We start from the raw sequence: 23,302 nt of genomic DNA on the forward strand, positions 1-23,302 counted from the left end.
ATGGCGCATCTTCTCGGAGCCGAGGCCCTGCACCTCGAGTTCCCCACGAAAGTCGTCTTCGACGGGGTGTCGCTCGGCATCGACGAGGGTGATCGCATCGGCGTCGTCGGCCGGAACGGCGACGGCAAGTCGAGTCTGCTCGCGATGCTCGCGGGCCGGCTCGAACCCGACGGGGGACGCGTCACGGTGCGCGGTGGCGTGCGGGTCGGAGTTCTCGACCAGGCCGACACGATCGGAGACGAGGGCACTGTCGGGGAGGCGGTCGTCGGCGATACCCCCGAGCACGAATGGGCAGGGTCTGCGCGCGTGCGCGAGATCGTCTCGGGCCTCCTCGGTGACATCGCGTGGGACGCGCCCATCGACGCGCTGTCCGGCGGGCAGCGCCGTCGTGTCGCGCTCGCGCACCTCCTCGTCGAGGACTGGGACGTCGTCTTCCTCGACGAGCCCACCAACCACCTCGACGTCGAGGCGATCGCGTGGCTCGCCGAGCACCTGAAGCGCCGGTGGCCGGCGAACCAGGGCGGACTTCTCGTCGTGACCCACGACCGGTGGTTCCTCGACGAGGTGTGCACGACGACGTGGGAGGTGCACGACCGCATCGTCGAGCCGTTCGACGGCGGGTACGCGGCCTACATCCTGCAACGTGTCGAACGGGACCGGCAGTCGGCGGCGATCGAAGCGAGGCGGCAGAACCTCGCCCGCAAGGAACTCGCGTGGCTGCGCCGCGGTGCGCCGGCGCGGACGTCGAAGCCCAAGTTCCGTATCGATGCCGCGACGGCACTCATCGAGGACGTCCCGGAGATCCGAAACGCGACGGAGCTGACGTCACTCGCGGTGTCGCGGCTGGGCAAGGACGTCGTGGACCTGCTGGATGCCGCGGTCTCCTTCGACGACCGTGTCGTGCTGCATCCCGTCGAGTGGCGCATCGCGCCGGGGGAGCGGACGGGGATCCTCGGTGTCAACGGCGCCGGCAAGTCGACGCTTCTGAGCCTCGTCTCCGGCACCCTGGAGCCGACGGCGGGTCGCGTCAAACGCGGGAAGACCGTCAAGGTCGCGACCCTCACGCAGCGGCTCGACGAACTCGAGGATCACCTCGACGATCCCGTGCGCATCGTCATCGCGGGACTTCGGACGACCTACACGTTCGGGATGGGTTCGAAGGCGCAGGAGCTCACGCCGGGGCAGTTGCTGGAGCGCATGGGGTTCTCGAGCGCGCAGCTCTCGACGCCCGTGAAGGACCTCTCGGGAGGTCAGAAGCGGCGCCTGCAGCTGCTGCTCATCCTGCTCGAACAGCCCAACGTGCTGATCCTCGACGAGCCGACCAACGATCTCGACACGGACATGCTCGCTGCGATCGAGGACCTCCTGGACACGTGGCCGGGGACCCTCCTCGTCGTCTCGCACGACCGGTACTTTCTCGAGCGGGTGACGGATCAGCAGTACGCGATCCTCGGCGGGCATCTGCGGCATCTGCCGGGAGGGGTCGACGAGTATCTGCGCCTGCGCACGCGCGAGCGCGAAGCGCCCGCTGCGGCGTCCAGTTCGCCGACGGCGGGTTCTTCGTCTGCGCTGTCGGGGGCCGATCTGCGGGCTGCGCAGAAGGAGGTCTCCTCCCTCGAGCGTCGTCTGGAGAAGCTCGAGTCGCAGATCACGAAGGCGCGCACGGCGCTCGCCGATCACGACCAGGCCGACTACGTCGGGCTCGGTGCGGAGATGGCGCGGATCGGCGATCTCGAATCCGAGCGCGACGGTGTGGAGGAACGCTGGTTCGAGCTCACGGAGCAGCTCGACGGGAGCTGACGAGGTCGAAAAGCCTCGTCGGCGACGTCGTCGCAGGCCGCCAGCGGGGTCGGGCTTCGATCCATGGCGGCGCGAGGACTTCGGGCACGCCGTGGTTCATCCTCACCTGCCATCCGTGGTGATCCAGGTGGCGATGATGGAACCAGCAGAGGAGAACACCGTTGTCGGTGTGCGTCGGGCCGCCCTTCGCGTGCTCGACGACGTGGTGGATCTCGCACCAGCCCGCGGGAACTCCGCAGCCGGGGATGAGGCAGCCGCCGTCGCGGAGTGCGATGGCGCGCCTCTGGTGGCGGTTGAAGACTCGATCTTCCGTGCCGATACGGAGGATCCGCCCATCGTCGCTCTGGACGATGCGTTGCACGACGCCGCTGCAGCCGACGTGGGTGGCGGCCGTGAGCGATACGGGCTCCCCGTCGTCGAGGTGTGCCCACCCGCGCCCTTGGACGAGATCCTGCTCGCGCACCGAAACGACGAGCGTCGGCGCCGCGCCTCCGATCGTGGGCAGAAGTTCGCTGGATGCCGCCGTGAACAGCGCCGTCGCGAAGGCGTCGTGCCGCTTCTGCGCCGACGTGCGGCGGTCAGCGACGGTGTCCTCATCGCGGACCTCGTCTGACGGACGGAACATGACAGGCCCGTCGGTACTCACACGCGGAGACCCGATGGCGTGGCAGATGCGCGCGAACTGGGCGGCGACCTCGGCGAGCAGCGTGCCGGAGAGGGGGACGACGCCATCACGCGCGCGCCCGAGCGTGATGCCGCGGAGGCGCAGTGCCTTCTCTTCGCGAGGTTCGGCGCCATCCTGGTCGAGGTAGGCCGCCCACGCGCGCGCTTGCACACGCAGGAGTTCCGCGCACGCGGCCGGCGAGCCGTCGGGTCCTTCTCCGCGCGCTTCGGCCGCGAGCAGCGCATCGGCGGCCCGAAGGTCGTCGACGCTGACCCGGGGACTCATCTCCTGGAGGGGCCCCGCGACCGCGATGAGTCCGTCGATCCCCACTTCTCCGTCGGCGAGCGCTTCTCGCATTGCGGGGAGGAGTCCCGGCATGGCATCGCCGTTGAGCGCCACGCGTACCATCGTGACTTTCGCGCCGCGCTGGAGCCGTGCCGCCGACGACACTCCGAGGCGCGTGACACGTTGGACGAGCTCTCCGACGTCGTGGCATCCTCGTCGAGACGTGAGTCGCTGCTCGCGGTCGCGCTCCTGTGAACGACGGGAGATCTCGCCGACCGCCTCGATCATGACGGCGTCGGTGAGGCGCTGCAGCTCAGCCGCAACGCCCAGCGCATCGATGATCTGCTCGTCGGAAGTCCATCGGATCCCACCCTCGGCGAACACCTCGCGCACCCGGTCGCGGGTCGGCGTGATCGCCGTCCGCAGCGTCTCGAGAAGTGCTTCCATACCCCTATTCTGACGAGGGCCACCGACATTCGAAGACCGGTTTTCCCCAGGTAGGAGAGAAGAAAATGATTCTCCGAGAACCGGGCTCAGTCGCGGAGCGGCGAGCCTGCGACCTCGAAGCGGAAGCCCCCGAACTCGCCGGACAGCAGCGGGCGCGCGGCCGCGATCGACTCCTGCACCTCGGGCAGCTGAAGCGATGCCCTGTGCGCGTCTTCACTCGTCCACAGCTCCACGACGAACACCGTGTCGGGCTCGGCCGGGTCGGTGCCCACTTCGTAGGCGAGGCATCCGATCTCGCTGAGTGCGGGACTGCGGCGGGTGAGGTGCGCGACGAGCTCGTCACGCTTTCCGGGGAGGGTTCCGAGTGTTCCGACGTTCGCGAAGGTCATGGCGCGACAGTACCGGGCCGCACCGACACCCGATTCACCAGCCCATCGACCCCGGCTCACCCTTGAACGGGCCCACGACGTCGGGTGTGATCCAGCCGCCGTAGAAACCGCCGGCCTGGGGCGTCACCTCGACGCCGCCGACCGTGCAGAGGTCCATCGCGGCGGGGTAGAGAGCGACACGGTTCGCAAGCGCTTCGTAGCCGGGCGCGGGATTCGGATAGTTCCAGGCCGCCCTCGGCCGGATTTCACCGCCGCCGTGCACGTCGAGGTAGCGAGCGCCGCCCTTGAACTCGCAGAACGACGAACCTTCACCGGGAGTCAGGGCCCCGCTCACGAAAGCGGCGATCGGAAGGTAGTAGACCGGTGGGTGACTCGTCTCGAGGACGCGGACCACGTCGCCCGTGTCGACGATGGTCTCGCCGCCGAGAACGACGCGCACACGGCGGTCGACGTGCTCGACGCGGGGCGGGCGCGGGTAGTCCCACACGGACTCCTGTCCCGGCCGGATCGGATCGGGTGTCGGACGTCGCATGGCGGCTCCCTCTGTCGTGGTTCACCGCCAGCGTATGTCAGGACGCGCCGGCCGGGACCCCCACCCGGTAGCGCGCTCCCCGGTGCTCCGGCGGGAGACGGTCACCGCGACCGTGGAGCTTCTCGCGGAGAGTGCCCGGACGGTAGGTATCCGGATACACCCCGCGCGCCCGGAGGACGGGGATGACGTGCTCGACGATGTCCTCGAAGGTGCCGGGGGTGATCGCGTAGGCGAGGTTGAAGCCGTCGACATCCGTGTCTTCGACCCACTCCTGCAGAGTGTCGGCGATCTCCTCACCCGACCCGACGATGAGCGGCCCGAGTCCGCCGATGGCTCCGCGCGTCGCGATGTCGCGCACGGTGAACTCCTCTCCGTGCCGAGCCGACTCCTCGAGATTCGCGATGACGGAGCGGATGGCGTTCGATTCGACGTTGCCGACCGGCTCGTCCAGGTCGTAGCGGGACAGGTCGACGCCCATCCAGCCGCTCATGAACACGAGCGCCCCCTCGGCGCTCGCGTACTGCAGGTAGTCGCGATGCTTCGCGTGCGCCTTCTCGCTCGTCTCGTCGGTGATGATCGTGAGCAGCGTGTAGATGCGGGCCGCTGACCGCGGACGACCTGCCGCTTCCAGGGCGTCCCGGATGCGGGCCACGGTGGAGCGCAGCACCTCTTTCGTGGGCGCGGCGATGAAGATGGACTCGGCGTTCTCGGCCGCGAACGCGACGCCACGCGGCGATGCACCGGCCTGGTAGATGACGGGGGAGCGCTGCGGGCTCGGCTCGGAGATGTGGATGCCGGGAACCGTGAAGTGCCGACCCTCGTGGCCGATCTCGTGCACCTTCGTCGGGTCGGTGAAGACACCCGACTCGCGGTCGCGCACGACGGCATCGTCTTCCCACGACCCTTCCCACAGCTTGTAGAGCACTTCGAGGTACTCGTCGGCATGGTCGTAGCGATCGTCGTGCTCTCGCTGGTCGTCATGGCCCATGTTGCGGGCCGCGCTCGGCAGATAGCCCGTGACGACGTTCCAGCCGACCCGTCCGTTCGTGAGGTGGTCGAGCGTCGACATGCGGCGCGCGAAGGGGTAGGGATGCTCGTAGGCGGTACCCGCCGTGATCCCGAAGCCGAGGTGCTCGGTGACGAGCGCCATGGCGCTCACGAGCAGGAGCGGATCGGAGACGGGAACCTGAGCACCGTGGCGGATGGCAGCTTCGTTCGTCCCGCCGTACACGTCGTAGGTGCCGAGGACGTCGGCGATGAAGATGCCGTCGAACGTTCCGCGTTCGAGGAGCTGCGCGAGCTCCGTCCAGTACGACAACTCCTTGTACCGGTGCGACTGATCGTCCGGGTGCCGCCAGAGCCCGGAGGACTGGTGAGCGACGCAGTTCATGTCGAACGCGTTGAAACGGATCTGACGCTTCGCGGGAGACGCGGAATCCTCTGCCCCGGGAACGGTGTCGTGACTGCTCATCTGGACATCGTGCCCGCCGGACTCCCTGCCGGCACGCTGGACGTCACGTCATGACGCGCGGCGTCACGCAGCGTCACACGGTCGGGGAACGCGCGGCCTAAGAGTCGAAGCCGAGACTCAGCTTTCGCAGAAGTCCCGCGAGCCGGTCGCGGTCGGAGCGCGAGAGCGAGCCGAGCAGGAGCGATTCGGCGTCGACGAGACGCGTGATGGCGGCATCCACGCGGATCCGTCCGTCATCGGTCAGCGTCACGAGGATGCTCCGGCCGTCTCCCGGGTCGGCTTCGCGCCGCACGAGTCGTCGTGCGACGAGGCGATCGATCCGATTCGTCATCGTCCCGCTCGAGACGAGGGTCTGCTGCAGCAGTTGCTTGGGGCTCAACTGGAACGGTTCGCCGGCGCGTCGGAGCGCGGACAGCACGTCCCACTCCCACGACTCGAGCTCGCTGCGGCGGAAGGCGTCGCGGCGGGCGCGGTCGAGATGGCGCGAGAGGCGGTCGACGCGAGAGAGGACTTCCAGCGGGGAGAAGTCGAGGTCGGGTCGCTGCGCGATCCACGCCTCGACGATCCGGTCGACCTCGTCCGTCTCATGTGCCACGCCACCATCATCCCATCGGGCTCGTGCATGGCAGACTTGACGGGGCCGCACGTGCGGCCGGTCCGCCGTGGTGTAACGGCAGCACGACAGCCTTTGGAGCTGTTAGGCCCAGGTTCGAATCCTGGCGGCGGAGCATGTCGAACAGCACTGCGCCCCTCGCCGTCGTCGTTCTCGCCGCGGGGCAGGGGACGCGGATGAAGTCGTCGCTGCCGAAGGTGCTGCATCCCATCGGCGGAGTGCCGCTCGTCGGACACGTCCTGCATCATGCTCGGCGACTCGCGCCCCAATCGGTGCTCGTCGTCGTCCGCCACGAGCGCGATCGTGTGGCCGAAGCCGTCGCCGCGACCGACCCCGACGCGGTCATCGTGGATCAGGACGACGTGCCCGGCACGGGCCGCGCCGTCGAGATCGCGCTCGAAGCATTGCCGGATTTCGACGGCGATGTCCTCGTGCTGAGCGGTGACGTCCCGCTGCTGGAGGCCTCGACCCTCGCTCGGCTCATCGAGGCACATCGTGCGCGGACGGCCGCTGCGACGATCCTGAGCGCCGTCCTCGACGACGCGACGGGGTACGGCCGCATCATCCGCGATGCCGACGGCACGGTCGTCAAGATCGTCGAGCAGAAGGACGCCTCGCCCGACGAGGTGCGCGTCACCGAGATCAACGCAGGGGTGTACGTCTTCCGGGCTTCGTCGCTGCGGACGCAGATCGCGCGCGTGGGGACGACCAACGCGCAGGGCGAGAAGTACCTCACCGACGTCGTCGGTCTCCTGAGGGATGCCGCGGAGCCCGTGGCCGCCGAAGCGGCTCCCGATGCCGCAGCAGCGCTCGGCGTGAACGATCGCGTCCAGCTCGCCGAAGCCGCGCGCCTCCTCAACGCCCGCACCGTTCGCCGCTGGCAGCTCGAGGGTGCCAGCATCCTCGACCCCGCGACGACGTGGATCGATGTCGATGCGACGATCGCCCCCGACGTCACGATCCTTCCGAACTCCTACATCCTGGGCGCGACGACGATCGCGACGGGCGCGGTCATCGGTCCCGACTCGACGCTCCGCGACTGCGAAGTGGGGGAGGACGCCACCGTCACGCGCACTGACGCGACGCTCGCGGTCATCGGCGCGCGTGCGACCGTCGGGCCGTTCTCGTACCTCCGCGCGGGGACGCGGCTCGGCGACGGCGGCAAGATCGGAACGTTCGTCGAGACGAAGAATTCGACGATCGGCGAGGGCAGCAAGGTGCCCCACCTGTCCTACATCGGCGATACGACGATCGGTGCGCGCGTCAATCTCGGCGCCGGCGCCATCACCGCGAACTACGACGATCTGACGAAGCACCGGACCGAGATCGGCGACGAGGTGCACACAGGGTCGCACAACGTGTTCGTGGCGCCCGTTAGGATCGGAGACGGCGCGAAAACCGGCGCCGGCGCCGTCGTCCGCAAGGATGTTCCCGCGGGCGCCCTGGCCTTGAGCGTTGCCCCTCAGCGCAACGTCGAGGGGTGGGTCGAGAAGAACCGACCGGGAACGGGTGCCGCAGAAGCGGTCGCTCGGTCCCGGGCAGCACAGAAGGCGGACGATGGGTCGCAAGAAGAAGACGGTTGAGCTCGACAGGGAGCACGACATCGCGCCGGGACTGGTCGCCAAGACCAAGAAGCGGCTCGTCGTGGCATCCGGACGCTCGCATCCCGCACTGGCCGACGACGTCGCAGAGGCTCTCGGCACGCAGCTCGTCCCCACGGAATACCGCACGTTCGCGTCGGGGGAGATCCTGACGCGATTCGAGGTGTCGATCCGCGGGTGCGACTTCTTCCTCATCCAGACGTTCGGGCCTCCCGTCAACGAGTGGCTCATGGAGACGCTCATCATGCTGGATGCCGCCAAGCGCGCGTCCGCGAAGCGGATCACGGTCGTTGCGCCGTACTACCCCTACTCGCGCCAAGACAAGAAGGGCCGCGGTCGCGAGCCGATCAGCGCACGCCTCGTCGCAGATCTGCTGCGCACGGCCGGCGCGGACCGGGTCATGAGCGTCGACCTGCACGCCGCGCAGATCCAGGGATTCTTCGACGGACCCGTGGATCACCTCTTCGCCAAGCCCGTTCTGCTGGAGTACTTCCAGCGCACGCTCACACCCGATGACCGGGCCAAGCTGACGGTCGTCTCGCCCGACACGGGTCGAGTCCGCGTCGCCGACACGTGGTCGGACAGCCTCGGTGCGCCGCTCGCGATCATCCACAAGCGTCGCGATCCCAATGTCGCCAACCAGGTGACCGTCAACGAGATCGTCGGTGACGTCTCGGGGCGGGTCTGCCTCCTCGTCGACGACATGATCGACACGGGCGGAACGATCGTCAAGGCGGCCGAAGCGCTCAAGAAGAACGGGGCCGAGCGGGTCATCGTCGCCGCCACCCACCCGATCTTCAGCGACCCCGCCGTCCAGCGACTCCAGAGCGAAGCGATCGACGAGGTCGTGGTGACCGACACGATCCCGCTCCCCGAAGAGAAGCGCTTCCCGACCCTTACGGTGCTCCCGATCGCTCCGCTCCTCGCGCGTGCGATCCACGAGGTCTTCGAGGACGGCTCCGTCACGAGCATGTTCGACGGCGCCGCCTGATCTCGCGCTCTCGGGCTGGCAGGCTCCCAACGCTCAGAGGAGTCTCATAGTCGCATCCGAGAGGATGCCGAAAGAGCCCGCCTAGCGTGGGACGACCCTCGAGCGAGGCGACGAAGAAAGAGGACCGACATGATCCCCACCGCACCCCGCATTTCAGACCCCCGCATTTCAGGCCACCGCACCACCGCAGCCCGCACCACCGCCACGCGTCTTTCGGCGGCTGCCGCGCTCACCGTCATGGGAGCCTTCGCGCTCGCCGGCTGCGCTCAGACCGCGACGTCGACCGACTCCAACGGCGCCACCAGCGGGTCCGACACGTCGACCGAGTCCGGCACGACAACAGACTCCGACACGTCGACGGATGCCGGCGGCTCGTCCGGCTCCGGCACGTACGCCGACGGCACGTACACGGCGGAGGGCTCGTACGCGACACCCGAGACCGTCGAGACCATCAGTGTGACGGTGACCCTCGAGGACAGCATCATCACGGCCGTCGAGGTGACGGGCGAGCCGCAGCGTGCCGAGTCGGAGCGCTACCAGGGTGCGTTCATCGGAGGAATCGCCGATGAGGTGGTCGGTCAGTCGATCGACGACATCGCGGTGAGTCGCGTCGCGGGATCGTCGCTCACGAGCGGCGGATTCAACGACGCCATCGAGGTCATCAAGTCCGAGGCCGCGGCCTGACGACCATGACCGATCGGGCGCGCTGGCGCTTCGAGGCGATCGGCACGACGTGGGAGATCGAGACCTCCGAGCCGCTCGACGAAACGGCGCGACGTGACGTGGCATCCGTCATCGCGGACTTCGATGCGAGCTGGTCGCGCTTCCGCGACGACTCGCTGGTCTCCGGGCTCGCATCGCAGGGAGGGACCGTTCCGGCTCCGCGCGATGCCGCGGCGATGCTGGGTCTCTACAGCGAGCTCTCGGCGGCGACCGACGGCGCCGTCAATCCCCTCGTGGGGGAGTCGCTCGCCCGCCGAGGCTATGACGCGACACTCTCCCTCATCGATCGGGGTGCCGTCGGAGCACCCGCCGACTGGGAGGCGATCGTCCAGATCCGCGACGGGCAGCTCACGGTGCGGGATCCCGCGCTCATCGATGTCGGGGCGCTCGGCAAGGGACGCCTCGTCGACCTCGTGCTGGCGGCCGTGACCCCCCACACGGCCGGCACGATCGTCGTGGACGCCAGCGGCGACCTGGCCGTGCGCGGTGCCTCGCAGCGCATCGGGCTCGAGCATCCCTATGATCCGTCGCGTGCCGTCGGCGTCTGGGAAGTGACGGATGCCGCGCTGTGCGCCTCCGCGATCAACAGGCGCGCATGGGGCGAGGGGTTGCACCACGTCCTCGACGCGCGTACAGGACAGCCGGTCCGCACGATCGCGGCGACCTGGGCTGTCGCTCCGACCGCGATGCACGCCGATGCGATCGCGACGGGGCTGTTCTTCGACGGGGGCCCGCGCCTCGCCCACGAGTGGGGTGCGTCGTGGGTGCGGATGACGACCGACGGACGTCTCGAGTGGTCGCCGGGCTGCTCGGCGGAGCTTTTCGTCGCGGGTAGCGTGGGAGCGTGACCTCCGCCCCCTCCGTCATCGCGGTCGCCCGCGACGACGCGCACCGGTTCGCCAAGCCGACCCGCGGAAGCATCACGCTCGTCGCGGGCTACGGCATCGACGGCGACGCCCACGCCGGCGCGACGGTGCAGCACCGGTCGCGCGTCGCGCGTGACGCGACCGCTCCCAATCTCCGGCAGGTTCACCTCATCCACGCGGAACTCTTCGACGAGCTTGCAGAGGCCGGGTACGACGTCGCCCCGGGCGATCTCGGCGAGAACGTCACGACGGTCGGCATCGACCTCCTCGCACTTCCTCGCGGGGCACGCCTGCGGCTCGGCGACGACGCCGTCGTCGAGGTGACGGGACTCCGCAACCCCTGCGTGCAGATCGAGGGCCGCGCCCGAGGTCTCATGAAGCAGCTCGTCCGCGTCGCAGACGATGGCACGACCGCGCGATTGGCGGGCGTCATGTCCGTCGTCCTCGTCGGCGGCATCGTGCGGCCCGGCGATCCGATCGACGTCGTCCTCCCCGACGGCGTCCACGACCCCCTTGGACCGGTGTGATGTGCTGGGAACCTTGACCTCCACGTGGAACCGCGTCTTCGCGGTCCTCGGCCGTATCTCGATGTACCGTCTCGTCCTCGTCGCGCTCGCGGTGCTGGCACTCGTCGCACTGGGCCTGTCGTTCTTCGGTCTCGTCGGCCCCACCCCGCTCGAACTCATCGTCTCCCTCGTCGTGCTGTCGCTCGTGTCTTCGGGCGTGGATGCCGCAGCTCGGCGTGTGCTCCGGCTGCCCTGGCGCATCGAGTCGTCGCTGATCACGGCGCACATCCTGCTCTTCGTCCTCCGCCCGACCCTGGAGCTCGCCGGGATCGCCGGCCTCGCGATCGCGGCGGCCGCGGCAGCCCTGTCGAAGTACGTCATCGCCTGGCGCGGCCGCCACATCCTCAATCCCGCGGCGGTCGGCGCGACCGTCCTCACCTTCCTGAGCCTCGCCGTCCCCGCACTCGGATCGTCCGCATGGTGGGTCGGCACCCCCGCGATGGCCGCCCCCGTGATCCTCTTGGGGCTCGCCGTGCTGTGGCGCACCGAGAAGATCCGCGTGGTCGCGGTGTTCCTCGTCACTGCCGTCGCCGTCGCGATCGTCCGGACGTCGTCGCAGTACCAGGCCGCGGGTCTCGACGTCGAACTCGATGCCATCCTGTGGCCGATCCTCTGGTCGTCGCCGTTCCTCTTCCTGGGCGCCTTCATGCTGTCGGAGCCGCTCACACTGCCTCCTCGACGCTGGCAGCAGTTCACCGTTGCCGGCGTCGTCGGCGTCCTCGCCGGATGGCCGATCGATCTCGGGTCGGTGACTCTCGGTCAGGAGCGCGCTCTCATCGTCGGCAACCTCGTCGCCTTCGCGTTCGCGGCCCGCTCGGCGCTGGGGCTCGTGCTGGAGCGGCGCGCCCAGATCACGCCGACCGTGCGGGAGCTCACCTTCCGCGCGAAGCGGCCGCTGCGTTTCGTGCCGGGACAGTACCTCGAGCTGGAGGTGCCCCACCGGCGTCCTGATGCGCGAGGAACGCGCCGGGAGTTCAGCATCGCGTCCGCCCCCGAAGAACTGCCCGTCGTGCGGGTCGCGTTCAAGGACGCACCCGCCGCAGGAGCGAAGCCGCAGAGCTCGTTCAAGCGTGCGCTCGCCGAGGTGACCCCCGGCGACCCGCTCGCCGTGACGGGCGTCTGGGGCGACTTCGTGCTCCCCAAGCGGACGACGGCACCGCTCCTCCTCGTCGCCGCGGGGATCGGCGTCACCCCCTTCGTGTCGCAGTTGCGCCACGCGCAGCTCGCGGGGGAAGAGCGCGACGTCGTTCTCGTCTACGTCGCATCCGACGCGTCGGAGCTGGCGTATCGCGACATGCTCGAGGAGACACGCGTCCCGGTCGTCGTGTTCACCCGCGATCAGCCGGAGGGCATGGCGTCGCACTGGCTCTGGGCCCGCGGCGTCCGCCTCGACGCGGACGGACTTCTGCGCGTCGTTCCCGACATCGCTTCGCGACACGCCTACATCTCGGGCCCCGCGGGGCTCATCGCCGACCTCGCACCCGCGCTCGAGAAGGCCCGTTCTCTCACGACGGATGCCTTCAGCGGCTACTGAGCCCTTCAGCTACTGAGGATCTGCGGGGCGAGCCGCGGGGAGCGTCAGCTCGAAGGTCGTGTCGCCCGGAGTGCTCTGCACCGTGAGCGTTCCGCCGTGCGCCTGCGCGATGGCGCGGGCGATCGACAGACCGAGTCCCGTGCCGCCGGTCTTGCGCGCGCGGGATCGATCGGCGCGCGAGAAGCGCTCGAAGAGCTCGTCCGACAGTGCGGGGTCGATGCCGGGGCCGTTGTCGTGCACACGGACGACGGCGGACTCGCCCGACCGCTCGACCGAGACCGAGACGGTCGTGCCGGCGGGCGTGTGCACGCGCGCGTTCGCGAGCAGGTTTCCGACGACCTGGTTGAGGCGACCGGCGTCTCCCGCCACGACGACGGGATCCTCGTCGAGGTCGAGCTCCCAGACGTGATCGCGGCCGGCGGCCTGCGCGTCGCCGACGGCGTCGATGGCCAGGCGCGTCAGGTCGACGGAGCCGTAGACGAGCTCTTGGCCCTCGTCGAGACGCGCGAGCAGAAGCAGGTCCTCCACGAGCGTCGTCATCCGGAGCGATTGCGCCTGGATCCGGTCCAGCGACGAGTGCGTCGTCTCGCTGAGCGTGGGATCCCGCAGAGAGAGCTCGGAGTATCCGCGGATGGACGCCAGGGGTGTGCGCAGCTCGTGGCTCGCATCGGCGACGAAGGCGCGCATCCGCTCTTCGTTGCGCTGGCGCACCGCGAGCGATGTCGAGACGTGATCGAGCAGTTCGTTGAGTGCTTCGCCGACGCGGCCCACTTCCGTGCGCGGGTCGGCTTCGCTCGCCGGAACACGGTCTGCGATCGTGACCTGGCCTTGATCGAGGGGGAGCTTCGCGACGCGTTCGGCGGTGTCGGCGACGGCGCGGAGCGGGGCAAGACCTGCACGGATGGACCATGCTGTGCCCACGCCCAGCAGAAGGAGTCCTCCGAGGGTCAGAAGCGCGATGGTCGTGAGTGTCTGTCCGATCGTCTGCGACACGTCGCTGCGGGAGAGGCCCACGACGAAAGCGCTCGACGGGCCGAACGACCTTCCCTCCAGCCGATAGGTGCCCACGCCCTCGATCGAGACGACGAGAGGGCCTTCCGCACCGACCGCGTCGACGATCTGCGTGATCTGATCCTCGTCGAGCTCGACGACATCGAAGTCATCGTCGGTGACGGCAGCCGTGATGCCTCCCGAGATCGTCTGGACGACCAGCAAGGACCCCGCAGGCTGTGGCTGCTCCTCGAGGATCTGCGCGGCGGTCCGGCCGGCGTTGAGGCTCGGGAAGATGCGGGTGGCCGTCCGTTCGACCGTCGCGCTCAGCTGACTGTTGAGACTCTGTTCCAGGACGCTCCCGAGGATCGTGCTCATCGCGACGGCGACGAGCACGAGGATCATCGAGACGATCGAGATGACGGTCACGATGAGGCGTCGCTGCAGCGTCCAGGGGTGTCGAGTGCGCCTGACGGGTTCCGCGGCCGCGGTGGTCGTCACTGCGGCGCCTTGATCATGTAACCGACGCCGCGCACCGTGTGGATGAGCGGATCGCGACCGGCGTCGATCTTCTTGCGCAGGTAGGAGATGTACAGCTCGACGACGGACGAGCGTCCTCCGAAGTCGTAGTTCCAGACGCGGTCCAGGATCTGGGACTTCGACACGACGCGGCGCTGATTGCGCATGAGGTAGCGGAGGAGCTCGAACTCCGTCGCGGTCAGCTCGATCTCGGTACCGGAGCGGTCGACCTCGTGGCTGTCCTCGTTGAGGGTGAGGTCGGCGACGCGGAGGATCGGCTCGGCCCCGCTGGCGTGGGCTGTGCCCGCCCGCCGCATGAGGCCGCGAAGGCGCGCGACGACCTCTTCGAGGCTGAACGGCTTCGTGACGTAGTCGTCGCCACCGGCCGTGAGACCCGCGACGCGGTCGGAGACACCGTCCTTCGCCGTGAGGAAGAGGACGGGAACATTGTCGCCCGACTGGCGGAGGCGCTGCAGAACGGCCATCCCGTCGAGGTCCGGCATCATGATGTCGAGCACCATCGCGTCGGGTTCGAACTCGCGCGCAGCCTGAAGTGCCTGGAAACCGGACGCCGCGGTCTTCACCTCCCACCCCTCCATGCGCAGCGCCATCGACAGGAGGTCGGTGAGCATCTGCTCGTCGTCGACGACGAGGACTCGGAGGGCGGTTCCGTCGGGACGGAGGAGAGCGGTGGCAGGCGTCGTCATGAGGCCATTGTGACCCCGTCGCTATGCGATTCCTATGGACTGGCCTATGCGCGCGCTGTGAGTCGCGTACATAACTGCCGCATAGCGGACTCTTCTCGCGCGCATGAGCCGCCTCCCTACCGTGAGGGACGACCAGGCCACAGGGGCCGATCAGGAGGACAGGACATGTACATCACGTATCTGCGGCGGGAGCTGGCGGGCCGCAAAAAGCAGACGATCATCGTCGCGGCGGGTCTCGCGATCGCGATCGCGCTTGTCATGATCGTCAATTCCCTCGCCGCGGGTGTCAGTGACGCGCAGGCGAAGGCGCTCGAGTCGGTCTACGGTGTCGGCACGGATCTGACGGTGACGGGCGCCGCAGCAGAGCCCGGTGAAGGACGCGGGCAGATGTTCGAGTTCGACGAAGAGGGGGGATCGACGACGGAAGACGGGACGACGGAGCTCGCCCAGTCGCGGCTCATGACCGCGCCCATGCGTTCGACCCTCGACGCAGCGACGGTCGACACGGTGGCCGGAGTCGACGGCGTCGCCGCGGCATCCGGAGCACTCAGCCTCACGAACACGACCTTCTCGGGCGAGCTTCCCCAGCGTCCGACCGACAGCGAGTCAGGAGAAGCCGGTCCCGGTGCACCCCCGAGCGGTGAAGAAGGCGGCTTCGGTGGCGGATCGTTCGACGTCGACGCGTTCTCAGTGCTCGGCATCGATCCCGCCGTCTCCGAGGTCGGACCGCTCTCGGCGGCCTCCGTCGACGATGGTCGTGTGCTGGAGACGGCGGATGCCGGGACGAACGTCGCCGTCCTCGACGCCTCCTACGCGGCATCGGCAGGGCTCGCCGTCGGCGACACGATCGATGTGGGCGGCGCATCGTTCGAGGTGGTCGGGATCGTCGCATCCACGTCGAGCGACGCCGACACGGCGGCCAACGTGTACATCCCCCTCGACGTCGCACAGGAGCTCTCCGGTGCGGGCGACGTCGTGTCGACCGTCTACGTGCAGGCGGCGTCCTCCGACACCATCGCGACGGTGCAGACGGCGCTGCAGGACGAGCTTCCGGATGCGACCGTGAGCTCGCAGTCCGATCTCGCCGCAACGGTGTCGGGTTCGCTCTCCAGCGCCTCTTCGCTCATCACGAACCTCGGCACGTGGCTCTCCATCATCGTGCTCGTCGTCGCGCTCGCCCTCGCCGTCCTGTTCACGATCTCGGGCGTCTCGCGCCGCACACGCGAGTTCGGAACTCTCAAGGCGATCGGCTGGTCCAACAGCCGGGTCGTCGGGCAGGTCGCGGGTGAATCCGTCGTCCAGGGACTCATCGGTGGTGCCGTCGGACTCGTCATCGGACTCGTCAGCATCGCCGTGATCAACCTCGTGGGTCCCACGATCTCCTCCGCACCCGCTGCCGACACTCTCACTCAGGGCGGTCCCGGCGGAGGCGGCATGCCCGGCGGCGGAGGTTTCGCGGACATGCTCGCGTCGCAGACCACCACCGAGATCGTCCTCAACGCACCTGTTACGGGCTGGGTCATCGCCGCGGCGATCGGACTCGCGGTCCTCGGCGGACTCGTCGCCGGCGCATTCGGCGGGTGGCGCGCCGCTCGCCTGAGCCCCGCTGAAGCCCTCCGCTCGGTCGGGTGAGGGCATGACCGAAGCGACGATCCCCGATACAGAAGCATCCCCCCACCAGAAAGGCGACCCGCTCATGACCATGACCGCTCACGACACCGCAGTGCCCGATGCCGCGCCATCCGCTCTCTATCGACTCACCGGCGTCACCCGCACGTATCGGCAGAAGGACCGCGTCGTGAAGGCGCTCGCGGGTGTCGATCTGGAGATCACCGCGGGAGACTTCGTGACGATCCAGGGACCGACGGGCGGGGGCAAGTCGACGCTGCTCCAGATCCTCGGCGCACTCGACCGGCCGACGGCGGGTTCGGTCGAGCTCGGCGGATCCGATCTCGCTCGCGCCTCTCACGCGCGGCTCGGCCAGGTCAGGGCTCAAGAGATCGGCTTCGTCTTCCAGGGCTTCAACCTGATTCCGACTCTGACCGCCGCCGAGAACGTCGACATGGCGCTCGAACCGCTCGGACTGTCGAAGCAGGAGCGTGCGACGCGCGTCGCGGAGGCTCTCGCCCACGTGGGTCTCGCCGATCGAGGGGCGCACAGACCGGGGGAACTCTCGGGAGGTCAGCAGCAGCGCGTCGCGATCGCACGCGCCATCGTCAAGCGCCCGCGGGTTCTCCTGGCGGACGAGCCGACCGGAAACCTCGACGAGGCGATGCGCGATGAGATCCTGGCGGTTCTCGAGGCGCTGTGCGCAGAGGGTCTGACGCTCGTCGTCGTGACACACGACTCCGCCGTCGCGAAGCGCGCACATCGCCGGCTGCGGCTGGACCGGGGGACGGTGCGCGACATCACGCGCTGACGTTCACCCCGCCGTACGGGCGTGGGCCGCGATGCGATCGAAGAGCGCGTCGAGGTCCGCGTCCGTGCGCTGTGCGTCGGGGTGTGCGTCGTAGTGCTCGACGATCCGGCGGGCGCCCTCGTCGAAGGTCACGGTCGTCGTGAACTCGGGGACGAGAGCTGTCACCTTGGCGTTGTCGAAGAGCATCGAGTGGGCCTTGTCTCCCAGGAGGGTGGGGCCGAAGTGCGGCACGAACGCGGCGATCGTCTCGGACGCCACGTGCACGAGGTCCGGCTCGTCGACTCCTGCCGCATCGGCGATCCAGCCGTAGATCTGATTCCACGTCGGGGCATGGTCGCCCGTCACCGTGAAGTCCTCGCCGAGCGCGCGGGGGTTCGCGAGCAGTCCCGTGATGGCCACCGCGACGTCGTCGGCGTGCGTGATGGTCCACAGGCTCGTGCCGTCGCCGTGCACGATGACGGGGCGGCCGTCCCGCAGGCGGGAGATGTCCGTCCACTTCCCGAGGGTCGGGATCATCCGCTCGTCGTACGTGTGCGAGGGTCGCACGATCGTGAAGGGAACGCCCGACGCGGCGAGGAACTCTTCCGACGCGATCTTGTCGCGGGAGTACTGCCAGAACGGGTTGTCCAGCGGCGTCCGCTCTGTGACGGGAACGTGTGCGGGCGGCTTCTGGTACGCCGACGCCGAGCTCACGAAGAGATACTGGCCTGTGCGGGCGCCGAGCAGCTCGAGGTGGGGAGCCAGATCGTCCGGGACGAACGAGAGGAAGTCGGCGACGGCGTCGAACTCGGCATAGCCGAGCGCCTCACGCACGGCGCCGGCGTCGCGGACGTCGGCGAAATACTCGCGGACGCCATCGGGGACGGCTCGCCCCGTCGTCCCGCGATGCAGGATCGCGACGTCGTCTCCGCGTTCGAGAGAGTGTCGTACGCACGCGGTGCTGATCGTCCCGGTGCCGCCGATGTAGAGAATGCTGGCCACGAGAGAGAGCCTAGGCCTGTGCTGTGTCGGCAGGGGGCGCTATCGTGACGGCCGTGACCTTGTCAGAGCTCCGCGCCGCGGTGAGCGGCGCCGTCATCACTCCCGACGACAGCGAGTGGGATGCTGCTCGGCTGTTCCATTCGGGTATCGGACTCCCCACGGCCATCGTGCGTCCGGCGTCGCTCGCCGACGTGCGGGCGGCGGTCATGTGGGCTGCGGCATCCGGATCGCCCGTTGTCGTGCGCGGCGGCGGGCACGGCCCATGGGGGAGTGTGCCCGGCGGTCTCACGGTCGATCTCGGCGCGTTCACGTCGGTGGATGTCGACATCGACGCGGACGGGGCTCTCGTGCGCGTCGGCGGAGGCGCGACGTGGGGCGACGTCGCCCGCACGCTCGCGCCGCGCGGCCTCGGCATCAGTTCGGGTGACACGGCCTCCGTCGGCGTCGGGGGACTCACCCTCGGCGGGGGTATTGGCTGGATGACGCGGGCGTGGGGGCTCACGATCGATCAGCTCGTCGGGGCTGAGGTCGTCACGGCGGCGGGAGACCTGGTCGAGGTGTCGTCCGACGTCGAACCCGACCTCTTCTGGGCCCTCCGCGGCGGGGGCGGGAACTTCGGCGTCGTGACGAGGTTCGACTTCCGTGCCCACGAGCTGCCGGCCGTCGTGTTCGCGACCATGACGATCGAGGGTGACGCGCGCCCCGTGATCACAGCTCTCGCGGAGGCCCTCGTCGACGCGCCCCGCGACGTGACCGTCACGTACATGGATGTTCCGCCGATGGATCCGAGCGCCCCGGCGGGCGCGACGATCACGGCATGCTGGGCGAACGACGACGCGGGCGCGGCCCGCGCGGTGCTCGGACCGATCGCCGAGTCGCCGGGCGTGAGCTCGTTCGATATCGCGGTGCAGGCGTATCCCGACATCCTGCTCGACATGCCGGCGTACGATCCTGCCGCGCCCATGCCGGGTTTCGTCGGCGGGAACACTCTCCTTCCCGTGCTCGACGAGATCGCGATCGATCGGCTCGTCGCATTCCGCGAAGATCACCCGGCATCCGTCGTCCTTCTCCGCTCGCTCGGCGGGGCCTTCGGCGACGTCCCGCCCGAGACGACGGCTTTCGCCGCCCGCGATGCCACCTGGTTCGCCATGGCAGGTGCGTTCGACCTGCCGGGGCTTCTGAGTGACGACGAGCGCGCAGCCATCGTGGCGGAGTGGAGCGCGATCGAGTCGCTCGGCGTGGGTGTCTACGGCAACTTCACGACGTCGACGACAGAGGACTGGGTCCCCCGGATGTATCCGCCCGCGACCCTCGCGCGCCTGTCGGCGGTCAAGCGGAGCTGGGATCCGGGCAACGTCTTCTCACGCACGCACAACGTCGCTCCCGCGTGACCGGCGTCGCACGGCGCGCACGATGAGGATCGTGAGCGCAGCGCCCACGGCCGCTCCCGTCGTGTTCGCGACGAGGTCGCGGATGTCCGGCACCCTCTCCGCGAGGAGCGACAGCTGCACGAGCTCGATGATGCCGCTTGCGGCGAGCCCGCACACGACGGCGATCCACCAGCGCGCTCCCCACAGCACGGCGAGTGCGCCGAAGGGCACGAACAAGCCGACGTTCGACAAGAACTCGACCCGGTCGAGCGTCAGCCAGGCCGTCACGTCGTAGCGCGCGAACCACGCGACGACGAGGTCGACGATCCCTTGCACCTCGGGCTCGTAGGGCACCGGACGCAGAGTGAGGTACCAGAGCACGACGGCGTACGCCGCCGACGCGACGACGAGCGCCCACCTCCGCGGACGCATCGCCGTCGCGTCCGCCGTCAGTGGGTGTCTTCCGCTTCAACCTCGGTGCGGTCGCCGGACCAGAGCGTGTGGAAGGTCCCGGGCTTGTCGATGCGCTTGTAGGTGTGGGCGCCGAAGAAGTCGCGCTGGCCCTGGATGAGGGCAGCGGGAAGCCGCTCGGCGCGGAGGCCGTCGTAGTAGGCGAGGGAGGAGGAGAAGGCCGGGGAGGGGATGCCGGCCTCGGCCGAGACGCCCACGATGTGGCGCCAGGCATCCTGTGCACGGCCGAGGGCATCCACGAAGTACGGCGCCGTGAGGAGGACCGGAAGGTCGGGAGCGGCGGCGTAGGCCTCGGTGATGCGGTTCAGGAACTGCGCGCGGATGATGCAGCCGCCGCGCCAGATCGAGGCGATGGCGCCGAGGTCGATGGTCCAGTCGTACTCTGCGGCACCGGCGCGGATCTCGTCGAAGCCCTGCGAATAGGCGACGATCTTCGATGCGTAGAGCGCGAGGCGGACTTCTTCGATGAACGCGTCGGCGTCTTCGACATGGAACCCTTCGCGGGGTCCGGGGAGGTCGCGGGACACGCTCCGCTGTTCGGGGTGGCTCGAGAGCGACCGTGCGAAGGTCGCCTCGGCGATACCCGAGACGGGCACTCCGAGCGAAAGGGCGGTCTGCACCGTCCAGGCGCCCGTGCCCTTCGCGCCGGCCTGGTCGAGGATCACGTCGACGAGCGGGGCGCCCGTCTCGGCGTCGACCTGGCGGAGGACTTCAGCGGTGATCTCGATGAGGTACGACTCCAGCTCGCCGCGGTTCCACTCGGCGAAGACGTCGGCGATCTCGGCGGGGGTCTTGCCCGTTCCGCGGCGGATGAGGTCGTAGGCCTCCGCGATGAGCTGCATGTCGGCGTACTCGATGCCGTTGTGCACCATCTTCACGAAGTGTCCCGCACCGTCGTGCCCGACGTGCGTCACGCACGGCTCACCTTCCGCGATCGCGGCGATCGAGCGGAGGATGGGGCCGAGAGTGACCCACGACTCGTCGGATCCTCCCGGCATGAGCGACGGGCCGAGCAGGGCACCCTCTTCGCCGCCGGAGACGCCCATGCCCACGTAGTTGATGCCCGTTTCGCGGACGGCCTTCTCGCGGCGGATGGTGTCGGTGAAGAGACTGTTGCCGCCGTCGACGATGATGTCGCCCGGCTCGAAGACGCGCACGAGCTCGTCGATGACGGCGTCGGTGGGGCCGCCGGCCTTCACCATGATGAGAGCGGTCCGCGGACGAATGAGCGAGGCGGCGAACTCTTCGTAGGAACCCGTCGCGACGAAGCCCGCTTCGGGGTGCCCCGTGACGAGTTCGTCGGTCTTGCTGTAGGTGCGGTTGAACACCGCGACCGTGTTGCCCTCACGCGATGCGAGGTTGCGAGCCAGGTTCGACCCCATGACGGCGAGACCCACGACGCCGATGTTCGCTCGCGCCGCGTTGTCGGCAGACGGACCCGTGGGCTCCGGCACGGGGCGGTTCACCTCATGGGGCTGCGGTGCACCTTCGTGCTCGGGCGCGGAAGCGGGGTGATCCTCGCGATCCGTCGAGATGTCGTTCTGCGTCGAAGGGTCGCTCTGTGACACGCGTGCTCCTGAGGTATCGGTGACGGGCTCAGGACCAGCCTAGAGCTTCGGGCGTCCGGCCCTGCTCCTCGGCCGTCGTCCTCAGTCCTTGTAGTAGGCCTGCCGCCCCAGCGACCAGATCGCCAGCACGACGCCGACGAGGCCGATACCGCTGATGACGGCGATGACGCCGAGAAGGAGGTCGCTGGCGAGCTGGCTGTCGATCGTCATGGTTCCTCCGAGTCAGGCGAAAAGCGGTGTTCCTCATGCTAGCGGGGTCGCTGGTAGACTCTGTCAAGACTTCGGCGAGGGAGTCGCGCCCGGCGTCCTGCCGGGAGCGGATTCCGTTATCGACGAGGGTGTGCAGGCCTCCTGGTTTCCTCACGCGCTCGCGTTCGAGTCGAAACCCCTCAACTCGAGACCGCTCGATTCAAGATCCCTCGACTCGAGACCCCAGAACGTGGGACCGCGGCATGCGCGGGCCCGGAAACGAACGGGCGCTGCGCCCGCAAGGAGAACACCATGACCAACGAACCCGACCACAAGGTCCACGCCGAGCTGCGCGAGAACTTCGGCAAGGGCTTCGCCCGTCGCCTGCGCGCTGCCGGCAAGATCCCCGCCGTCATCTACGGCCACGGCACGGCGCCCGTGCACGTCGCGCTCCCGGGCCACCAGATGTCGCTGCTGATCCGTCGCGCCAACGCCGTCCTCGAACTCGACGTCAACGGCACCGACCAGCTCACGCTCGTCAAGGACGTCCAGAAGGATCCTGTGCACCAGATCATCGAGCACATCGACCTCCTCGTGGTGAAGAAGGGCGAGAAGATCGAGGTCGACATTCCGATCACGGTCGTCGGAGAGTCCTACCCCGGCACCATCGCGAACCTCGACGCCGTGAGCGTCCTGCTCGAGGTCGAGGCGACCAACATCCCCGAGAACGTCGAGGTCAACATCGAGGGTCTCGAGGAGGGCGCGCACATCACCGCCGCCGACCTCACTCTGCCGAGCGGCGCCACGCTCATCGCCGACCCGGAGATGCTCATCGTCGCCGTCTCCGTGCCGTCGTCGACGCTCGCCGCCGAGGACGAGATCGCTGAAGCCGATGCAGAGGTCGCCGCTGAGCAGTCGGCCGCGTCGGAGGAGTCCGAGTAAGACCTCGCCGAGAGGCACCAGGCACGAAGGGCGCGCGGAATTCCGCGCGCCCTTCGTCGTCGGGCAGGATGGAGATCATGGCAGACGTGTGGCTCGTCGTGGGACTGGGCAATCCCGGACCCCGGTACGAGACGACGCGACACAACGTCGGTCAGCTCGTCGTCGACGAACTCGCCGCTCGTCGCGGTGAGACCTTCAAGGCCCACAAGGCGCATGCGCGCGTCGTGGAGACGTGGCTCCGCCCCGGCGGGCCCAAGCTCGTCCTGGCCAAGCCGAACTCCTTCATGAACGTCTCCGGGGGTCCCGTAGCGGGACTGGCGAAGTTCTACGGTGTCGACCCGGACCACATCGTCGTCGTCCACGACGAACTCGACATCCCGTTCGACACGATCAAGCTCAAGTCGGGCGGCGGCCACGGCGGCCACAACGGCGTGCGCGATGTCGCGAAGGCTCTCGCGACCCCCGACTTCCCGCGGGTGCGTGTAGGCATCGGTCGTCCTGTCGGACGCCAGGATCCCTCCGACTGGGTCCTCGAACCCTTCGGCGCGACGGAGCGCAAGACGCTCGGCATCCTGGTGGCGGATGCCGCGGATGCTGTCGAGCAGCTCGTCGACGAAGGACTACTCGCGGCACAGCAGAAGCACCACGCGCCTCGCGCGTGACG

The 23,302-nt window shown here is 68.8% G+C and carries 23 protein-coding genes and 1 tRNA gene; 13 read left to right on the forward strand and 11 right to left on the reverse strand.

The features are described from left to right. Positions 1–1,800, forward strand: a complete 1,800-nt coding sequence (locus FBY39_RS10335) for an ABC-F family ATP-binding cassette domain-containing protein (protein WP_141932227.1) — start codon at positions 1–3, stop codon at positions 1,798–1,800. On the opposite strand, the gene FBY39_RS10340 is transcribed toward FBY39_RS10335, so the two are convergent. From FBY39_RS10340 to FBY39_RS10360, 5 genes are all read right to left on the reverse strand, one after another. Beyond that, the gene (locus tag FBY39_RS10340; RefSeq protein ID WP_141932228.1) at positions 1,775–3,196 is read right to left on the reverse strand and encodes an HNH endonuclease signature motif containing protein; all 1,422 of its coding nucleotides are present in this window, start codon (positions 3,194–3,196) and stop codon (positions 1,775–1,777) included. The genes FBY39_RS10335 and FBY39_RS10340 overlap by 26 nt on opposite strands. Before the next feature lie 86 nt (positions 3,197–3,282). Further along, on the reverse strand, positions 3,283–3,585 hold the full coding sequence (locus FBY39_RS10345; protein ID WP_141932229.1) for a putative quinol monooxygenase: 303 nt from the start codon (positions 3,583–3,585) through the stop codon (positions 3,283–3,285). A gap of 34 nt (positions 3,586–3,619) precedes the next feature. Beyond that, a complete protein-coding gene (locus FBY39_RS10350; protein WP_141932230.1) occupies positions 3,620–4,117 on the reverse strand; it encodes a DUF427 domain-containing protein in 498 nt (165 codons plus the stop codon). A gap of 37 nt (positions 4,118–4,154) precedes the next feature. Next, positions 4,155–5,588, reverse strand: a complete 1,434-nt coding sequence (locus tag FBY39_RS10355; RefSeq protein ID WP_141932231.1) for an LLM class flavin-dependent oxidoreductase — start codon at positions 5,586–5,588, stop codon at positions 4,155–4,157. Positions 5,589–5,685: 97 nt separating this feature from the next. Further along, entirely contained in the window at positions 5,686–6,183 is a 498-nt protein-coding gene (locus FBY39_RS10360) for a MarR family winged helix-turn-helix transcriptional regulator (RefSeq protein WP_141932232.1), read from the reverse strand. A gap of 61 nt (positions 6,184–6,244) precedes the next feature. On the opposite strand from FBY39_RS10360, the gene FBY39_RS10365 reads away from it, so the two are divergent. The 7 genes from FBY39_RS10365 (at position 6,245) to FBY39_RS10395 (ending at position 12,482) form a co-directional block, all read left to right on the forward strand. Beyond that, a tRNA-Gln gene (locus FBY39_RS10365) sits at positions 6,245–6,316 on the forward strand. 1 nt (position 6,317) lies between these two features. Continuing rightward, positions 6,318–7,784 carry a bifunctional UDP-N-acetylglucosamine diphosphorylase/glucosamine-1-phosphate N-acetyltransferase GlmU gene (glmU, locus tag FBY39_RS10370; RefSeq protein ID WP_141932233.1) on the forward strand — a complete coding sequence of 489 codons (1,467 nt, stop codon included), beginning with the start codon at positions 6,318–6,320 and terminating at the stop codon, positions 7,782–7,784. Beyond that, positions 7,759–8,793: a ribose-phosphate diphosphokinase gene (locus FBY39_RS10375; RefSeq protein ID WP_141932234.1), complete on the forward strand. Its 1,035-nt coding sequence runs from the start codon at positions 7,759–7,761 to the stop codon at positions 8,791–8,793. Before glmU ends, FBY39_RS10375 begins: the two co-directional genes overlap by 26 nt. A 237-nt stretch (positions 8,794–9,030) precedes the next feature. Then, positions 9,031–9,477: an FMN-binding protein gene (locus FBY39_RS10380; protein WP_186337009.1), complete on the forward strand. Its 447-nt coding sequence runs from the start codon at positions 9,031–9,033 to the stop codon at positions 9,475–9,477. A 5-nt stretch (positions 9,478–9,482) separates the two neighbouring features. Then, positions 9,483–10,364: an FAD:protein FMN transferase gene (locus tag FBY39_RS10385; protein WP_141932235.1), complete on the forward strand. Its 882-nt coding sequence runs from the start codon at positions 9,483–9,485 to the stop codon at positions 10,362–10,364. Continuing rightward, positions 10,361–10,909, forward strand: a complete 549-nt coding sequence (locus FBY39_RS10390) for an MOSC domain-containing protein (RefSeq protein ID WP_141932236.1) — start codon at positions 10,361–10,363, stop codon at positions 10,907–10,909. The genes FBY39_RS10385 and FBY39_RS10390 overlap by 4 nt, the downstream gene beginning before the upstream one ends. Before the next feature lie 4 nt (positions 10,910–10,913). Continuing rightward, positions 10,914–12,482 (forward strand): FAD-dependent oxidoreductase, encoded by a 1,569-nt coding sequence (locus tag FBY39_RS10395; RefSeq protein WP_141934089.1) that lies wholly within the window; start codon positions 10,914–10,916, stop codon positions 12,480–12,482. A gap of 9 nt (positions 12,483–12,491) precedes the next feature. Here the strand turns inward: FBY39_RS10395 and FBY39_RS10400 are convergent, their stop codons facing one another. Together FBY39_RS10400 and FBY39_RS10405 are read right to left on the reverse strand one after the other, a co-directional pair. After that, positions 12,492–13,973 carry a cell wall metabolism sensor histidine kinase WalK gene (locus FBY39_RS10400; RefSeq protein ID WP_313901694.1) on the reverse strand — a complete coding sequence of 494 codons (1,482 nt, stop codon included), beginning with the start codon at positions 13,971–13,973 and terminating at the stop codon, positions 12,492–12,494. Further along, positions 13,970–14,698: a response regulator transcription factor gene (locus tag FBY39_RS10405; RefSeq protein WP_141932237.1), complete on the reverse strand. Its 729-nt coding sequence runs from the start codon at positions 14,696–14,698 to the stop codon at positions 13,970–13,972. The genes FBY39_RS10400 and FBY39_RS10405 overlap by 4 nt, the downstream gene beginning before the upstream one ends. A 165-nt stretch (positions 14,699–14,863) precedes the next feature. On the opposite strand from FBY39_RS10405, the gene FBY39_RS10410 reads away from it, so the two are divergent. After that, complete coding sequence (locus FBY39_RS10410) at positions 14,864–16,330, forward strand: ABC transporter permease (RefSeq protein WP_141932238.1); 1,467 nt, start codon at positions 14,864–14,866, stop codon at positions 16,328–16,330. Positions 16,331–16,394: 64 nt separating this feature from the next. Further along, entirely contained in the window at positions 16,395–17,117 is a 723-nt protein-coding gene (locus tag FBY39_RS10415) for an ABC transporter ATP-binding protein (protein ID WP_396652267.1), read from the forward strand. A 3-nt stretch (positions 17,118–17,120) separates the two neighbouring features. Here the strand turns inward: FBY39_RS10415 and FBY39_RS10420 are convergent, their stop codons facing one another. Beyond that, on the reverse strand, positions 17,121–18,098 hold the full coding sequence (locus FBY39_RS10420) for an NAD-dependent epimerase/dehydratase family protein (protein ID WP_141932239.1): 978 nt from the start codon (positions 18,096–18,098) through the stop codon (positions 17,121–17,123). A gap of 53 nt (positions 18,099–18,151) precedes the next feature. On the opposite strand from FBY39_RS10420, the gene FBY39_RS10425 reads away from it, so the two are divergent. After that, on the forward strand, positions 18,152–19,489 hold the full coding sequence (locus tag FBY39_RS10425) for an FAD-binding oxidoreductase (RefSeq protein ID WP_141932240.1): 1,338 nt from the start codon (positions 18,152–18,154) through the stop codon (positions 19,487–19,489). Here the strand turns inward: FBY39_RS10425 and FBY39_RS10430 are convergent. The 3 genes from FBY39_RS10430 to FBY39_RS16720 all read right to left on the reverse strand — a co-directional run bounded on the left by FBY39_RS10430 (position 19,460) and on the right by FBY39_RS16720 (position 21,717). Beyond that, entirely contained in the window at positions 19,460–19,900 is a 441-nt protein-coding gene (locus tag FBY39_RS10430) for a VanZ family protein (RefSeq protein ID WP_141932241.1), read from the reverse strand. The genes FBY39_RS10425 and FBY39_RS10430 overlap by 30 nt on opposite strands. Positions 19,901–19,917: 17 nt before the next feature. Next, positions 19,918–21,393, reverse strand: coding sequence for an NADP-dependent phosphogluconate dehydrogenase (gene gndA, locus FBY39_RS10435; RefSeq protein ID WP_396652303.1), 1,476 nt, complete (start codon positions 21,391–21,393; stop codon positions 19,918–19,920). Positions 21,394–21,588: 195 nt separating this feature from the next. After that, complete coding sequence (locus tag FBY39_RS16720; protein WP_260837659.1) at positions 21,589–21,717, reverse strand: hypothetical protein; 129 nt, start codon at positions 21,715–21,717, stop codon at positions 21,589–21,591. A 291-nt stretch (positions 21,718–22,008) separates the two neighbouring features. On the opposite strand from FBY39_RS16720, the gene FBY39_RS10440 reads away from it, so the two are divergent. After that, on the forward strand, positions 22,009–22,638 hold the full coding sequence (locus tag FBY39_RS10440; protein WP_141932243.1) for a 50S ribosomal protein L25/general stress protein Ctc: 630 nt from the start codon (positions 22,009–22,011) through the stop codon (positions 22,636–22,638). Positions 22,639–22,715: 77 nt separating this feature from the next. Further along, entirely contained in the window at positions 22,716–23,300 is a 585-nt protein-coding gene (gene pth / locus FBY39_RS10445; RefSeq protein ID WP_141932244.1) for an aminoacyl-tRNA hydrolase, read from the forward strand. Positions 23,301–23,302: the final 2 nt, after the last annotated feature.

Origin of the sequence: Microbacterium sp. SLBN-146, from assembly GCF_006715145.1 — a bacterium.
Classification (GTDB): Bacteria; Actinomycetota; Actinomycetes; order Actinomycetales; family Microbacteriaceae; genus Microbacterium.

What these genes read in the sequence shown, in the direction of transcription:
- FBY39_RS10345 (WP_141932229.1), bottom strand. Translation starts at nt 3,585, where the DNA reads ATGACCTTCGCGAACGTCGGAACACTCGGAACCCTCCCCGGAAAGCGT.
- pth (WP_141932244.1), top strand. Translation starts at nt 22,716, where the DNA reads ATGGCAGACGTGTGGCTCGTCGTGGGACTGGGCAATCCCGGACCCCGG.
- FBY39_RS16720 (WP_260837659.1), bottom strand. Translation starts at nt 21,717, where the DNA reads ATGACGATCGACAGCCAGCTCGCCAGCGACCTCCTTCTCGGCGTCATC.
- FBY39_RS10380 (WP_186337009.1), top strand. Translation starts at nt 9,031, where the DNA reads ATGGGAGCCTTCGCGCTCGCCGGCTGCGCTCAGACCGCGACGTCGACC.
- FBY39_RS10385 (WP_141932235.1), top strand. Translation starts at nt 9,483, where the DNA reads ATGACCGATCGGGCGCGCTGGCGCTTCGAGGCGATCGGCACGACGTGG.
- FBY39_RS10410 (WP_141932238.1), top strand. Translation starts at nt 14,864, where the DNA reads ATGTACATCACGTATCTGCGGCGGGAGCTGGCGGGCCGCAAAAAGCAG.
- FBY39_RS10355 (WP_141932231.1), bottom strand. Translation starts at nt 5,588, where the DNA reads ATGAGCAGTCACGACACCGTTCCCGGGGCAGAGGATTCCGCGTCTCCC.
- FBY39_RS10440 (WP_141932243.1), top strand. Translation starts at nt 22,009, where the DNA reads ATGACCAACGAACCCGACCACAAGGTCCACGCCGAGCTGCGCGAGAAC.
- FBY39_RS10350 (WP_141932230.1), bottom strand. Translation starts at nt 4,117, where the DNA reads ATGCGACGTCCGACACCCGATCCGATCCGGCCGGGACAGGAGTCCGTG.
- FBY39_RS10375 (WP_141932234.1), top strand. Translation starts at nt 7,759, where the DNA reads ATGGGTCGCAAGAAGAAGACGGTTGAGCTCGACAGGGAGCACGACATC.
- glmU (WP_141932233.1), top strand. Translation starts at nt 6,318, where the DNA reads ATGTCGAACAGCACTGCGCCCCTCGCCGTCGTCGTTCTCGCCGCGGGG.
- FBY39_RS10405 (WP_141932237.1), bottom strand. Translation starts at nt 14,698, where the DNA reads ATGACGACGCCTGCCACCGCTCTCCTCCGTCCCGACGGAACCGCCCTC.
- FBY39_RS10335 (WP_141932227.1), top strand. Translation starts at nt 1, where the DNA reads ATGGCGCATCTTCTCGGAGCCGAGGCCCTGCACCTCGAGTTCCCCACG.
- FBY39_RS10340 (WP_141932228.1), bottom strand. Translation starts at nt 3,196, where the DNA reads ATGGAAGCACTTCTCGAGACGCTGCGGACGGCGATCACGCCGACCCGC.
- FBY39_RS10415 (WP_396652267.1), top strand. Translation starts at nt 16,395, where the DNA reads ATGACCATGACCGCTCACGACACCGCAGTGCCCGATGCCGCGCCATCC.
- FBY39_RS10430 (WP_141932241.1), bottom strand. Translation starts at nt 19,900, where the DNA reads ATGCGTCCGCGGAGGTGGGCGCTCGTCGTCGCGTCGGCGGCGTACGCC.